Origin of the sequence: Natronorubrum halophilum (assembly GCF_003670115.1) — an archaeon.
GTDB classification, from domain to species: domain Archaea; phylum Halobacteriota; class Halobacteria; order Halobacteriales; family Natrialbaceae; genus Natronorubrum; species Natronorubrum halophilum.
This window is the reverse complement of sequence record NZ_QQTY01000003.1, coordinates 227612-242244: the sequence shown is the minus strand read 5'-3', so window position 1 is coordinate 242244 and position 14633 is coordinate 227612. Positions and strand designations below refer to the sequence as shown.

Below are 14633 nucleotides of genomic sequence, written 5' to 3'. Positions count from 1 at the left end.
CGGGAGCGGTTATCGGGGCTGCACCGGCAGTTCGATCCGCGTGGCGTACTCGCTGTCGTGGTGGACCGTGTTGTTCGCGACGTTGTACTCGCGGTCGCCGTAGAGCGGGCCGCCAGTGTTGTGGTTCACGTCGAAGCGGGGGTAGTTCGACGAGGAGATGTCGAGCCGGATGCGGTGGCCTTCCTCGAAGACGGTCGCGGTCGGGTACGGCTCCATCGTGAACTCGTAGACCTCCTCGGGCTCGAGAAAGTCAGGCTCGTCGCGGTAGCCGCGATACCGCCCGCGACAGATCGAGTCCGAGACGTTGACGGCGAATCCGTCGGGAAAGTCCTCGCTTTCCGGATACTCGTCGATCAGTTTCGCGGTGAAGTCGGTGTCCGACGCGTCGGTCGATCCGTACACCGTCACGCTGATCGGGCCGGTGATCTCGACCGCCTCCTCGAGCGGCGGGGTTCGATAGACGAGCACGTCGTTTCGCCGCTCGAGCGGACCGTAGGGTTCGTCGGCTCCGAGCGTGTCGGGACGCGTTCGTTGATCGTAGCCGCCCCGCCCCGTGAGATCCTGCAGGTTGCGCTGGGCGAGTGGATACTCGAGAAGGTTCTCCTCGCGTTGCTCGTAGGTGATGTACGACGAGCAGTTGCCGCCGAGCGTCGGAACTGGATCTTTCGGATCGAATTCGTAGGTGGTCGAGTCGTTCTCGACGGTCGGTTTCTCCGTCGAAAGCGTCCCGTCGCCGTGGACGTAGTACGTCTCGAACTCGGTGTCGGGGAGCGGCCACTCCGTCGCCGAACGCCACTCGCCACCGTGAAAGAGGCGGTCCCCGGAGCGCGAGCCGTCCCCGGTTCCCATCTGGAAGTACTGGACCGTCGGCTGCTCCGACCAGGTGTCTTCGCCCTTGAGGTAGTGATCGAAAAACCGCAGTCGGGTCTCCTGATAGTCGCGGAGACTCTCCTCGCCGAACTCGAGTTCGCCCGAGTAAGACTTGTTCCACGAGGGGAGGGGATAGGTGTTCCAGCCGTGAGTCCACGGCCCCATCAGCAGGTAGTGATCGCTCTCCTTGCGCTCGGCCAGCGCTTCGAAGTTGTCGCAGGTCGCCTTCGTGTACGAGTCGTACCACGCGCCCGAGTAGACGGTCGGGACGTCGGCCGAGTCGTCGTAGAACGCCTCGAAATTGAATCCGGGTTCCTGCCAGAGTTCGTCGCTGGCGCTTCCCCGCGTCATGATGTCGAACGCCCACTCCTCGTAGTCGGGGATGTGTCGCAACGGCGACTGTCCGCGCTGGACGGGGCCGCTCTCGAGCACCTCGCCGACGTCGACGTTCGCGAGTCGCTGCTGGATGTCCGAGTCCTCGAGTGCGCGTTTGGCGAAGCCGCCGCCGAGCGTAAACGCCCAGCAGAGCCAGCGAAGTTCGAACGCGCCGTTGTGTCGGAACGTCGCCTTCCGACCGTTGGCCGCGCCCTGGTTGACGAACATCGCCTCGAGGTGGGGCGGGTCCTGCGTCGCGAGCGCGCTCTGAACCCACGCGCCGTAGGACGTGCCGAAGGTACCGACCTGCCCGTCGCAGTAGGGCTGTTCGGCGAGCCACTCGACGGCGTCGTAGCCGTCTTCGGGTTCGTTTTTGAAGATGTAGTACTCGCCTTCGCTGTCGAAGCGGCCGCGGCAGTCCTGTATCGCGACGACGTACCCGCGCTTGGCGTACCACTCCCCGTGGCGTTCCATCCGACCGCGCTTGCCGTAGGGAGTGCGGTCGAGGAGAACGGGCTGTGGCTCGGCGATCGGGTCGCCGGTTTCGGGGTCAGCCGGACGGTAAATGTCGGTCGCGAGTTCGACACCGTCGCGCATCTCGACCATCACGTCTAGCTCAGCAGTGACTGCGTACTCCGGATCTGATGCCATCACGTCTACCGATACGGTCGAAGTGTAATAGTTCATTCCCCCGGGGACATCGCGGACTGACTGCACAACGGTATCCGCGGACTGACTACGCGACGGTACCTGGTGGGGCGCGCCTGAAAGGGCTCGCCGGGAGCGAACACCCTCAAGCGGTACGAGACCGGTATCTTACCGTCGAAGTCCGGACGAATGTACTGTTTGTTGGCGGTCATCACGGAATTTTTTGGGATCGTCCACCGAATCTGGAAACTATCTGACGGCTGACCGTGCAGCGTTCGTAGCGGTATCTTTATGTATATTCGCTGTGGAATCCACGATAGACCTGTGTGAGTGTGAACTTACGACACACCCACAACTGGTGAAGGCGCTGACATATATGACGGATCACAACGATACATCGGACGAAATCGTAACGGATGGGGGCGAGGTCTCCCGGGAGGAGGCGTCGTTCGTCGAATACGGGATCGAAGACAAACCGCCGTTGGGCACGTCGATACTGCTCGGATTACAGCATTACCTGACGATGATCGGGGCGACGGTCGCGATTCCGTTGATCCTCGCGGGCGCGATGGAGATGCCCCCGGCGGAAACTGCCCGACTCGTCGGGACGTTCTTCGTCGTCTCGGGGATCGCGACCCTGCTACAGACGACGGTCGGGAACCGGTATCCGATCGTCCAGGGCGGGACGTTCGCCCTGCTCGCACCGGCGCTGGCGATCATCGCGGCGATGGGCACCGGCTGGGAAGCGACGATCCTCGAGTTACAGGGTGCGATCATCGCGGCGGCGATGGTCCAGGTCGTACTTGGCTACGTCGGAGCTCTGGGGAAACTCAAGTACTACCTTTCACCGGTCGTCATCGCCCCGGTGATCGTATTGATCGGCCTCTCCCTGGTCGGAACCCCCGACGTAACGAGAGCCGACCAGAACTGGTGGCTGCTCGGGCTGACCCTGTTCCTGATCGTGCTGTTCTCGCAGTACCTCGACCAGTACAGTCGCTACGCGAAACTGTTCCCGGTACTTCTGGGGGTCGTCACCGCTTGGATCACCGCGACGGTCCTTTCAGTGACCGGGATATACGGCTCGGAAACGCTCGGCTACGTCGACACTGGAGCGATCGCCGAGGCGTCCGCGATACAGGTTATTACGCCGCTGCAGTGGGGGATGCCGGAGTTCACCCTCGCCTTCGCGATCGGGATGTTCGCCGGCGTCATGGCGTCCATGGTCGAGAGTTTGGGCGACTACTACGCCGTCGCCCGGATCGCCGGGGTGGGCGCACCGAGCGAGAAACGGATCAACCACGGTATCGGCATGGAGGGAATCGGGAACGTCATCGCGGGTATTATGGGGACGGGTAACGGCTCGACCTCCTACGGCGAGAACATCGGCGCGATCGGCATCACCGGCGTCGCCTCGCGGTACGTCGTTCAGATCGGTGCGGTCGTGATGTTGATCGTCGGATTCGTCGGCTACTTCGGTGCTCTGATCACGACGATTCCGGGACCGATCGTCGGCGCGCTGTACATCGCGATGTTCGGACAGATCGCCGCAGTCGGGCTGTCGAACCTCAAGTACGTCGACCTCGACGCCTCGCGTAACGCCTTCATTATCGGACTCGCTCTCTTCCTCGGACTCGCCGTTCCGCAGTACATGGCCAACGTCGGGAGCGCCGAAGCGTTCCAGGGTATTACCTCCGGCGCAGCGGTGATCGGTCCGATCCTCGGCCAACAGATCGTCTCCGATACGCTCTACGTGATCGGGTCGACCACGATGGCCGTCGGCGGGATCGTCGCCTTCGTACTCGACAACACGGTCCGCGGAACTCGCAAAGAACGCGGCCTCGAGCAGTGGGAACAGCTCACCGAGAACAACGACGAGTTCGTCACGTTCTTCGAGAAGCTGGGATCGTCCGGCGAGCGGAAACCGGTCGACAAGGCCGACTGACTGGCGCGGATTCGACCGCTATTTTTTCGCCGAACGGGGAAAGTTTGATGCCGAGTGCTCACCGAGTGACGGTAATGCCGAGCCGAAAGGGCCTCGACCTCGAGACCGGCGAACGACTCCACTACCGGGGCGGGCTTCGCTCGGGTGACGAGATCGCGGTCACCGACCGTCGCGTCCTCGTCCGCAAAGACGCCGAAACGACGAGCGTCCCCTACACCAACGTCAGCGAAGTGAGTAACGAGTCGTTCAACTGGTTTCTTACGATACTGAGCCTCGCGCTCGCCGGGGTCGGCCTCTACTCGATCTCCGAAAACGCCTTCGTCGGGGTCGGCATGGTCCTGTTCGGGCTCTGGAGCGTCTACCGCACTTACCGTCACCGCGATCGCGTCCGCATCCACACGCACAGCCAGGCGAAACCCGTCGAAGTGTTTCCCGAAGAGGTCGAGGAGTTGTACGACGAACTCGAGCCGGCGATCGATGCGGTCCGAGCCGACCAGGAGCGAGGCGAAGCAGACGGCGAACGGTCCCCGGAAGCGGCGTAGTCGACCGGCGGATCGCGGGAGGATGTCACAAGGGCTTTTTCGCTTCGTACTGATTCGTGAGTATGACCGACCACGACGACCTCCTCGCCCTCGACGACGCGATCGACCGGACGCTCGCGTGTCGCGACGCCGCTCTCGAGGGCAGGACGACGACGACCGTTCCCCTCGACGACCTGTCCGGCCGAGTGCTCGCCGAGAGCGTGTCCGCCGAGACCGATCAGCCCTCGAGCGATCGCGCCACGATGGACGGCTACGCCTTCGCCGCGGCCGACGAGGGCCCGCTCGAGATCGTCGACCAGCGCGTCTTCCCGGAGTCGACGCCGCCGGCGATCGAGGCCGGGCAAGCGGTCGAAATCGCGACGGGGGCACCGCTGCCCGAGCGAGCGGATACCGTCTGCAAGCGCGAAGACGCGACGATCGACGACGGCCGACTGGAGCGACCGACCCTCGAGGCGGGGACCTACGTCTACGAGCGCGGATCGAACGTCACTGCAGGTGAGCGGCTGTACGACACGGGCGAGCGCCTGTCGGCGCTCGACGCGATCTTGCTTCGAGATCTGGGTCGTGAAACCGTCGAGACGTACGAGCCGTTCTCCGTCGGCGTCCTCGCGACCGGGACGGAAATCCACGAGGAGCGTCACACCGACCTCGACTCGCCGATGCTCTGCAGTCTGGTCCGATCGTGGGGCCACGACCCGACGTACGAGGGCTCGGTGCCCGACGAGGGGGATCGAGTCGAGGAGCGGATCGGCGACCTCGCGGACCGACACGACGTGGTCGTCACGACCGGCGGGACGAGCGTCGGAAAGAAAGATTACGTCATCGACGCGGTAGGGACCCTCGGCGAAGTCGCCTTCCACCGCGTTCGCGTCCGTCCCGGGAAACCCATCGCGCTCGCGCGGTTGCCCGACCACGACGCCCTCGCCGTCGCCATTCCCGGGAAACCGATCGGAGCCTACGTCATCGCCGCCCTCGTCGCCCGCCCGCTGTTTACGGGTGATCGAACGACGGCGACGCTCGAGCGAACGATCACCCGCGACGTCGGACTCGGACCCGAAGGGTTCGAGTACGCGATTCCGGTCACGCTCGAGGGCGAGGACGCCACGCCGCTCGGGCACGTGGACTCCCCGCTCGAGGTGTACGAAGAGACGTTCGACCCGAGCGTGCTTTCCTCGAGTACGCGCGCGGCGACCGCCGACGGCTTCGTGCTCACGACGGCCGCCCTCGACGCCGGGACGCGAGTGGACGTGATTCCGACGGCCGTCCTGGAGTGAGGGGCGTCGACTTCCGATAGGAAGGTTTTTTGCCGGCTACAACAATCAGTCGTGGTATCACATGACTACCGGAGATCGTATTCTTGACGGCGTGAGAGTCGTCGACTTGACCACGTTCGTTACCGGCGGCTTTTGCTCGCTGATGCTCGCCAATCAGGGCGCAGAGGTGATCAAGGTCGAACGGCCCGGCGTCGGTGACGATAATCGCCACTCGGGGCCGCCGTTTATCGACGGCGAGTCGCCGTACTTCTGGACGGTCAACTACGGCAAGAAGAGCGTCGAACTCGACCTCAAGACCGAAGCCGGACGGGAGGCGCTGTACGACCTCGCTGGCGAGGCGGACGTCTTCCTCCAGAACTACCGTCCGGGGACGGCAGAGCGCCTCGACGTCGACGAGGAGACGATCCGTTTGCACAACGAGGAGATCGTCTACTGTGCGATTTCGGCGTTCGGCCAGACGGGGCCGTGGCGCGAACGACCCGGCTACGACCTGATGATCCAGGGCATGAGCGGCATCATGAGCGTCACCGGCGAAGACGGCCGCCGCCCCGTGAAAGTCGGGCTCCCGATGACGGATCTCATCACGGGAATGTGGGCCGCCTTCGGGATCTCGAACGCCCTGTACCGCCGTGAACGGACCGGCGAGGGTGAGTACATCGATCTCGGCATGCTCGACGCCGCGCTCCCGTGGCTGACGAAACAGGCCGGCAAAGTGTTCGCGGGCGACTCCCCCTCGCGCATGGGAACGAAAGATCCGGTCCTCGCGCCCTACCAGACGTTCGAGACCGCCGACGGCTACCTCAACGTCGCCTGCCTCAACCAGAAGCTCTGGAAGGCCCTGTGCGAAGCGATCGACCGCCCCGAACTGACCGACGACGACCGCTTCGAGACGAACGCGGACCGCGTCGAACACATGGCCGAACTCGAGACCGAACTCGAGAAGACGTTCGGCGAACTGACGACCGACGAGTGGATGACCCTGCTCGTCGAGGAGGCGGGCATTCCGGCAGGTCCGGTGTACGACGTCGAGGACGCCCTGTACAACGAGCAGACGGCGGCTCGCGAGTCGGTGACGTCGATCGAACACCCCGAACACGGCGAGATTCCCGTGATCGAGCACCCGCTGAAGTACGATCGCTCGAGCAGCGGCTTCGAGTCGCCGCCCCCGAAACTGGGAGAAGACACGCGGAGCGTCTTCCGGGACCTCGGCTACGACGAGGACGAACTGAACGATCTCACCGATCGCGGCGCGTTCGGGACGGAGTGATGCGAGGTCGATCGAGATGACCGACGCGTTCGTCACCGGCGTCGGAATGACGCGTTTCGAATCGGAGAGTTCGAGTGCCGTGCTCGAACTGGCCGAGCGGGCGGCGTGGCGGGCCCTCTCCGACGCCGCCGTCGAACCGAAGGACGTGACGTCCGTTCACGTCGGCAACATGGCGGCCGAAGCGTTCGCGGAGCGGACGGGAATCGAAAACGCGCTCTGTGGCTCCCTCGGCGTGGAGGGGGCGATCGCGGATCGGATCGAGAACACGAGCGCGAGCGGTGCGAGCGCCGTCCTTCGGGCCGTCCACGCGCTCGAGGCGGGCGCGTCGTCGTGCGCCCTCGTCGTCGGCGTCGAGACGATGTCGTCGGCCGAGACGGCGGTGGCGACGGAGCTCATCAGCCGCCTCGTCCACGACCGGGAGTACGCACAGGGGGTCACCTTACCGTCGTTCGCGGGGCTCGCGGCCGATCACTACCTGCGGACGTACGACGTCGATCCGTCGGCGCTCGCGCAGGTGGCCGTCAAGAACCACCGCAACGCCGCGGCGAATCCGTACGCGCAATTCCAGCGGTCGATCACCCTCGAGACGGCCCTGAACTCGCCGCCCGTCGCGGAACCCCTTCGGCTGTACGACTGCTGTCCGATGAGCGACGGTGCCGCCGCGCTCGTTCTCGAAACGACCGGGGACGACGTTCGAATCGCGGGAATCACCGGCGCGACCGGCACCCACGCGGTCGCCGAGCGACCGAGCCCCCTCGAGATCGAGAGCGTCGAGCGGGCCGGCGAGCAGGCCCTCTCCGATGCCGGTATCACGCGGGACGACGTCGACGTCGCCTGCATCCACGACGCGTTCACGATCCTCGAGTTGCTCGAACTCGAGGAGCTGGGATTTTACGACCGCGGCGACGCCTGGCGGGCGACGGCGGACGGCGAAACGTCCCTCGACGGGCAGCTGCCGGTCAACCCCGGCGGCGGGCTCAAAGCCCGCGGTCATCCCCTCGGCGCGACCGGCGTCTCTCAGGTGATCGAACTGACCTGGCAATTACGCGGCGACGCCCCAGAAGAGAGACGCGTCGCCGATCCTGAAACGGGGCTCGCGCTCAACGTTGCCGGGTTCGGAAACAACGCGGTCTGTACGATCTTAGAGGTGCCATGACTCAAACAATTCCGGTCGACCACGCGTTCGTCTGTGAATCGTGCGGAAATCGGTGGTACTATACGCGCGACCGGTGCGCGGAGTGTCGATCGACGGCGATCGACTCCTACCAACTCCAGCAGGGAGAGGTCGTCGCTGCGACAACCGTCCACGCGACGCCGCCGGGCGTTCGCTCACCGAACCGCCTCGGACTGGTGCAGTTCGAGCACGGCGTGACGCTTATCGCTCAACTTCGAGACGACAGTGCGGCCGGCGATACCGTCCGGTTCGGATCGATTTCGATCCTTCGAGACGGCGATCAGCCCGTCTCCGGACCGCGCCTCGGCGGCCTCGAGTAAGCGTCAGTGAACGCCGGGTACCGCCTCCTCAAGCGGGGCGGCCAAGACTACCGCGGACGGGTCGCCGATTGAATCTCCGGGAGTCGACTTGGCGCTCGCGGACGGTTGAAGCGATCAGTTAGTAGCCGTGTCTCGCCGGAGAGAGATCCAGTTTCGCAGGCGATCCGAGACCGAACCGAGGCCGAGTCCCGCGACGAACGAAAGGATGCTCGGAACGAGTATCCACAGAAGGTCAGGATGCTGTGTACCGGTGTGTAATGGGATTTCAAGCATACTCGTTCTTATGACCGATCACGAAAGTGAATATCCCGATAACGGCAATATTCACCACCCCCTTCGTTGATCTTCGAAACGGACCCGAGTTCGCGGGGACAAGTCACCGCCATTCACGGTGGAGCCTCGCCCGAAAGGGCGGGGAGGATGTCAACGAACGCGCGTCGTTACCGTTACCCCGTCGCCAAGTGGCAGGAGTGTCGTTTCGAACGCCGACTGCTCACGAATGTGCGTAAGATAGTCGATTATCCCGTGCGTGTGTCGCCTCGTCTCTTCGGGAAGCGATGTCCTTCGAAGGTCGTCGATCTCGCCGGTGAGTACGGAGAGGAGCGCGTCGAAATCGACGGTATCGTCAGGGGCGTCGCGGCCGGCGGACATCGTATTGTCTGCGACGATCGCGCCGCCCGGCGGGATCGAGTCCCGGATCTCCTCGAACGCATCCACGTACTGGTATTTCTCGATGTCGATCAGCGCGATATCGAACCGACCGTCGTATCGCGACGCGATGTCGACCGCGTCGCCGACTTCGACCGTCGCGAGATCGGCCGCATCGAGTCGCTCGAGATACGACTCCGCGCGGTCGAGGTTCTCCGCGTCCTGTTCGGTGAGGACGATCTCGCCGTCGTCGGGAAGTGCTCGCGCGAACCAACACGCCGAATACCCGTATCCCGATCCGAACTCGAAGACTCGAGTCGCGTCGTTGATCCGCGCCAGTTGACACAGCCACGCGCCGACATCCGGTCCGACGATGGGAAATCCTTCGCGACGGGCGTACGCTTCCATCTCCGAGAGCACCGGGGTCGATTCCGGCCTGATTCTCTCGGAGAATCGAGTGACGTCGTTCGGAACGTGCTCTCCGAGAAACGGTTCGGTCATACCGGTTCTAGTTCGCGACTATGGTATAAAGATACACGTCCACGAGAGTTCCGCTCGACCTCCACCGAAACATCCTGTTCGACCGGTGTTCATCCGAACCGCGCTGTGGGGCGTCACCCGATCGCGATCAGTTCTCGAGGCGTCAGTCTCGTCGCAGTTCCAAGATAGCCGCCCCGAGAGACGAGAGGTTTTACATCTAACAAATGAATTGTATAGACATCAAGAACGAGTGTAGTGGGGATATAGTACAATATAGATGCGTGAATTTCCTTTACGGTCAAGCGAGGAGATACAGAGGCGTTCGAACCGTATTTGGACCGAGTAAGACCGCCTTCAGAGCGGGATTCGCTCTTCTCTCAAGGCCGTCAGTAATTTCTTACAACTATTCGATAGTGGACAGTCACATCTCGAGATAACCAATCGAATCTATCGGTAGACCGGTCGGATTTCGATTGTGTCGGCGGAAATCGGACTTGCCGAGTACGTGGTTCTCGGTTGAGCGATGGAGAGCTATAGCGACTGGATCGGTAGTTTCGACCCCCGTGAACGACAGCAAAGACGGGCTGTGCTGCACAATTATTGCGGTATCTATTCAAAACCAGTTTTAGATGTTAATAGCAGTAGTGTTACGTATCTTGACTCGCGTTGGCCTCGCCGTCATCAGATCCAACGGGTTCGAGTGGCTTGAGAGCGTCTCACTCTCGAGAACATCGAAAGCCTTGACCGCTGTCAGTCGAGAGATCTTGACCACTGCCAGTCGAAAGGCCCCGATCGCCGTCAGGCAGAGGCATCTCGAGCCAAATTGCTCGTTAAGGGCGTTCAGCGCCGTCACGCGAAGAGCGCCTCGTATCGCTCGAGCGACTATCCAGTTCCATGAACCGCCTCGGGATTAAGCCCCGAGGCACTCGGCCTGTTCCGTCTGTAGAGACGGACGGCGATCGCGCCAGGGTTTTCGTCGTCTGCTTTCGCTCTCGGTACTCGGCGAACTTTGCCGTATAGCGCTCATTGAGCCCGTCTACGGGCATAATTCCAACCATCTCTTATGGCTTCTCGACGATGTACGACCCACCCCTATCGATTTGTTTCGTCCTCGAGTCAAATGTATCGCGCACCTCTATCGATTTGTTACCGCGCTCAAAATTTTCGTCGCGCACCTCTATCGATTTGTTGTAATCGGGCGAAATTGGCGGAGGCACACCCCTATCGATTTGTTTTTCTCAGTTATTGCGATTCTTTTCTAAGTTGGGCTTTCACTACTGACCGAAGTTCGTCATCGTGTACGTCGTTGAATCGGGAGTCCTCGCGAAGCGTATGAAGGATCGTCGCCGGATTTTCGCCGAAGGAGAACTCGAGGTAACTCCCGGAGTGTGGTCCCTGACTTTTCCGTTTGGATTCGACGAGCGAGTACGTCGTCAACTCCTTCATCTTGTTGACGTACGTCTCCTGGTGATACTGATCGACATCGAGCGTGTCGGTGAGGTACTGATAGACCGTATACCCGTTGGGGCTTTTTGCCGTCCCGGTTCCCGTCTGACGAGCGACTGCCGCAGTCGCCAACAGACACAGTTTCTTTTGGGTACTGATCCCGCGCGTAACCTCGAGTACGCGGTTTTTCTCGACTTTGTCCTGGGCTTCTCTGACGTGGTTTTCGGCGACCTGATCGGCCCCTCCACGTTCAGCGATCGAGCCGGCCGTTCGCATGAGATCGATCGCCTTCCGTGCATCGCCGTGCGTCTGGGCTGCAAACGCTGCCGCGAGCGGGATGACGTCGTCGCTCAGCGCGCCCTCGTAGAAGGCGTCCGTTCGGTGGTAGAGGATTTCGCGGAGTTGATTGGCGTCGTAGTCGTTGAAGTGCACGTCCTCGGGAGTGAACGAACTCACGGCTCGACTCCCGACGTTTCCCATCATGGTCGCATCGTTCGTGATAGCCGTCACCGAAACGTTCGCCCGCGTCTCGTCGGAGCTGCCGGCCCGCGAGAGCTGGTACAGAAGACGAGAGAAGGCTGGTTCGTCGATATCACGACGTCCGACGAGCATATCGAGTTCGTCGAGAACGAAGACGACGGTATCGTAGTGTTCGTCGATCAGTCGATACAGTTCGCGCCACTTCTTTTTCGTCGGGACACCGTGCTCGGGGACTTCGACGGTAACGCCGGCGTCGTCCGAAACTTTTCGGGCGAGTTCGTAGACCGCAGAGCCAAGGGTTCCGACGTTCTGGCAGTTCATGTGGATCACGCCGAAACGGATATCTCGGCTCTCACAGAGCTCGAAGATGTTCTGACAGACGGCGTTGATAATCAGCGACTTTCCCGTCCCGGACGGACCGTAGAGAAAGAGATTCGGCGGCCGTTCGCCGTTGATCGCGACGCGGAGATGCTGCGTGATCTCGGTGAGCTGGAAATCACGACCAACGATGCGGTCTTCGTCGACGATCTCGTTCGGCTCGAGGAGCGATCGATTTCGGATGAGACTCGCAGATTCCTCTTGCTCGAGAATAAGATCCTTGATAGACCCCCCCTGTTTGGAGGGCGTGTTAGAATCGGGATCTTCGGACATATGATGATACTCACAACCAAGGAACTAAAATCTTCCCCCATCGATTTGAGATTGGTGGAAAGAGAGTCTGAGAACTATATCTCGGGCGATTATGTGAATAGGTTCCAGAACCCGTAACGACTTGTTCTTCGGACACACTCACACCCCTATCGATTTGTTTGAAGGGGAGAAGGGGGAGAGGTGGAAGGACCGAAATAGGGAGTTTCCGTGTAGATAGACGAGTGATTAGTATCGTTCTCTTTCTTTCTTCTAGTCTACTAGTCTAGTACTAGAAAGAAGCTAGACTAGAACACACCCCTATCGATTTGTTCTGGAGGTCGTTTGGCAGAAGATTTCGTCGAGTAATGCTATGAAAGAGAACTCGCATCGATCTTTATTTCTCTGCTAACTCATCGTTGTAATCGTCAGACGCACCTCTATCGATTTGTTCGATCACGGCCCCTGCTGCTGTTTTTCGAATTCGACTTTCTCTTAACTCACTGTTCTTACAAAATCAGACAGGGATCTTCGGGTTCGATTTGCTTTCTGTCTCGGAGGCACACTATCGGGCGGGAACAAATCGATAGGGGTGTGTGACTGGTATCGTGACAACATGATTTGATAGCGTCAGTCACCATTTCCACTGGTGACGCACGTCGACGGCTTTTCCGCTCGAGTTGCTCGGATATCGGTCGCTTCCATAACTCGCGTTTCAGTAGTTGGGTAGCGCGTCAGTAGTTCGGATAGATGCACACCCTCCCGAAGTCTCGGTTCCTTCTATTTGTCGAGAAAGTAATTCAGTTAGCGCAACGTGCCGTAGCTCGATACTCCTCGACGTTCTCGAAATAACGCTACACACTCTATCAGCACATCGTCCACCTATGTCTCTAAGTTTGGAAGGACACGACCTATCGGACACTTCTCGACGAACTCATCGAGATGCCCCGTATTCGGAGTGCCATCGACCTCACCGAACTTCTTGCCCCGTCAACGCTGTGTAAAGCGTTCGATAGACTCGATATGGCTGTCTGGCGAGTACTGCCCAATCTCTCTGTGTCACTGCGTCCAACAAATGGTGTTGCGGGGATCGACGCCTCGGGCTTCGACCGAAGTCACGCCTCGAAACACTACACGAAACGGGCAAAGCTGATGATTCAGCAGATTCGGGCGATAGCCCGCAAGAACGGGATTCGTCCGCTGATCAAACATCGTGAGTTCCCGTTACTGCAGAACGCGTGGAACGCTCGGTTGGATACTGAACGCTACGCCCAACGGAGCCAGAGCGAAACGGTCAACTTTCGACTCGAGCGGAAATACGGTGCATTCGTTCGCTCACGTCGTTGGTGGAAGCAGTTTCGTGAACTCGCCCTTGTGTGTATCGTCCATAATCTCGACCGAGCCATCTAATGATCAGTACAGAATGACAATAGACCCTCGTATTGGGGCTTAATAATCTGCTTGATCAGCCAGTATATACCAAGCTGCCAAGCCGATAAAGATGCCTATAGCGGGTCCCATTGCCATGATAAACCCATCACCGTAGATTGATCCGATGAAACCGCCGAGCATGATTCCGATAACAATACCGAAGGCCACGTAATAGGCGAGTAATTCATCGTTGCCTAATCCTTCGGTAAACTTGGCCATGCCTCTGAATGGAAACCAAGCAGTGTATCTCTTCCTGTGAGTGAAATCAGTTGAAACCCTCTTCACCTATAGAGATTGGTTTCTGATGCTTTGGTATTGAGTGGCTATCTGTATCTCTGAAAAACAATAGTCGCGATAGGAATAGTGGTTACAATAGGTGCGATAGGTACTTCAGCCGCAATAGGTATGACAGGTACAATAGGTCTTTGGTGAACGGGGACCGAGTGAACGATTGCGTTAGGGTTTTCGCCATCCGTTTCTACGCGATCGAGCGTTCGCTTCGAGAGATAAAACTGTTTGTTGATAGCGAACTATACCTATCGATCTTCTCGAGACTGACGCTCTCGTGAGCCACTCGGAGCTGCCAGTTCCGATGACGGCGAAGCCGTCTCGGATCGCCATCACTACTATTTTGACAAGATTATCAGTACTCGGTCTTGTGAGTTCTATTCAATCTATACGACTATAACGCTCTTTCTCGATATCGAAGTCTTTGGACGTCGAAACATCGCCCCGACCGGTTTTCCGCATCGTTTGGCCGAGGATTCGATCTCTTCGAAATCTCGTCTCGATAGCTACGGATAGCTGACTCACCTCTCCTGAGTACAATTGAGCAGTTAGCGCGACTACGAGGCGCGAAAACTACAGCGGAACATCTTCCACAGATACGCAAGACGCGAGTCGACCGCTTCCATAACTCGTAGATCGGTAGTCAGTCAAGTCAGCGAATAACTTGAACAGTTCGCACACTACTATAATATCTAGATGTCGTACTGGTCTCCCATCAGATAGTATCCGGCGGAGATGAGAACGAGGCCGTGACAGATGAACGAATTCGAGGAGTGGAACGCCTTTCCGCGATGGCTTCGACCTGCGGTGAACCTGGCTTA

At 59.9% G+C, this 14633-nt stretch carries 10 protein-coding genes and 1 pseudogene; 7 read left to right on the top strand and 4 right to left on the bottom strand.

Annotated elements, in window-relative coordinates:
* Positions 1–9: 9 nt before the first annotated feature.
* A complete protein-coding gene (locus DWB23_RS13270; RefSeq protein ID WP_121743312.1) occupies positions 10–1896 on the bottom strand; it encodes a CocE/NonD family hydrolase in 1887 nt (628 codons plus the stop codon).
* Between the two features lie 373 nt (positions 1897–2269).
* Between DWB23_RS13270 and DWB23_RS13265 the strand changes: the two genes are divergently transcribed.
* The 6 genes from DWB23_RS13265 to DWB23_RS13240 all read left to right on the top strand — a co-directional run bounded on the left by DWB23_RS13265 (position 2270) and on the right by DWB23_RS13240 (position 8412).
* Positions 2270–3835: a uracil-xanthine permease family protein gene (locus DWB23_RS13265; protein WP_121743311.1), complete on the top strand. Its 1566-nt coding sequence runs from the start codon at positions 2270–2272 to the stop codon at positions 3833–3835.
* A 74-nt stretch (positions 3836–3909) separates the two neighbouring features.
* Positions 3910–4377: a hypothetical protein gene (locus DWB23_RS13260; protein ID WP_121743310.1), complete on the top strand. Its 468-nt coding sequence runs from the start codon at positions 3910–3912 to the stop codon at positions 4375–4377.
* Between the two features lie 62 nt (positions 4378–4439).
* Positions 4440–5651 (top strand): molybdopterin molybdotransferase MoeA, encoded by a 1212-nt coding sequence (locus DWB23_RS13255; RefSeq protein ID WP_121743309.1) that lies wholly within the window; start codon positions 4440–4442, stop codon positions 5649–5651.
* Between the two features lie 61 nt (positions 5652–5712).
* Entirely contained in the window at positions 5713–6918 is a 1206-nt protein-coding gene (locus DWB23_RS13250) for a CaiB/BaiF CoA transferase family protein (protein ID WP_121743308.1), read from the top strand.
* 16 nt (positions 6919–6934) lie between these two features.
* Positions 6935–8074 carry a thiolase C-terminal domain-containing protein gene (locus tag DWB23_RS13245; RefSeq protein WP_121743307.1) on the top strand — a complete coding sequence of 380 codons (1140 nt, stop codon included), beginning with the start codon at positions 6935–6937 and terminating at the stop codon, positions 8072–8074.
* The gene (locus tag DWB23_RS13240; RefSeq protein WP_121743306.1) at positions 8071–8412 is read left to right on the top strand and encodes a Zn-ribbon domain-containing OB-fold protein; all 342 of its coding nucleotides are present in this window, start codon (positions 8071–8073) and stop codon (positions 8410–8412) included. The genes DWB23_RS13245 and DWB23_RS13240 overlap by 4 nt, the downstream gene beginning before the upstream one ends.
* Positions 8413–8835: 423 nt before the next feature.
* Here DWB23_RS13240 and DWB23_RS13235 read toward each other — a convergent pair whose 3' ends face one another.
* Together DWB23_RS13235 and DWB23_RS13225 are read right to left on the bottom strand one after the other, a co-directional pair.
* Positions 8836–9561, bottom strand: a complete 726-nt coding sequence (locus DWB23_RS13235; protein ID WP_121743305.1) for an O-methyltransferase — start codon at positions 9559–9561, stop codon at positions 8836–8838.
* 1221 nt (positions 9562–10782) lie between these two features.
* Positions 10783–12117: an orc1/cdc6 family replication initiation protein gene (locus DWB23_RS13225; RefSeq protein ID WP_121743303.1), complete on the bottom strand. Its 1335-nt coding sequence runs from the start codon at positions 12115–12117 to the stop codon at positions 10783–10785.
* Between the two features lie 726 nt (positions 12118–12843).
* Between DWB23_RS13225 and DWB23_RS13220 the strand changes: the two are divergent.
* Positions 12844–13503, top strand: a pseudogene (locus tag DWB23_RS13220) (IS5/IS1182 family transposase).
* Positions 13504–13542: 39 nt separating this feature from the next.
* Here the strand turns inward: DWB23_RS13220 and DWB23_RS13215 are convergent.
* Positions 13543–13743: a hypothetical protein gene (locus DWB23_RS13215; protein WP_121743302.1), complete on the bottom strand. Its 201-nt coding sequence runs from the start codon at positions 13741–13743 to the stop codon at positions 13543–13545.
* Positions 13744–14633: the final 890 nt, after the last annotated feature.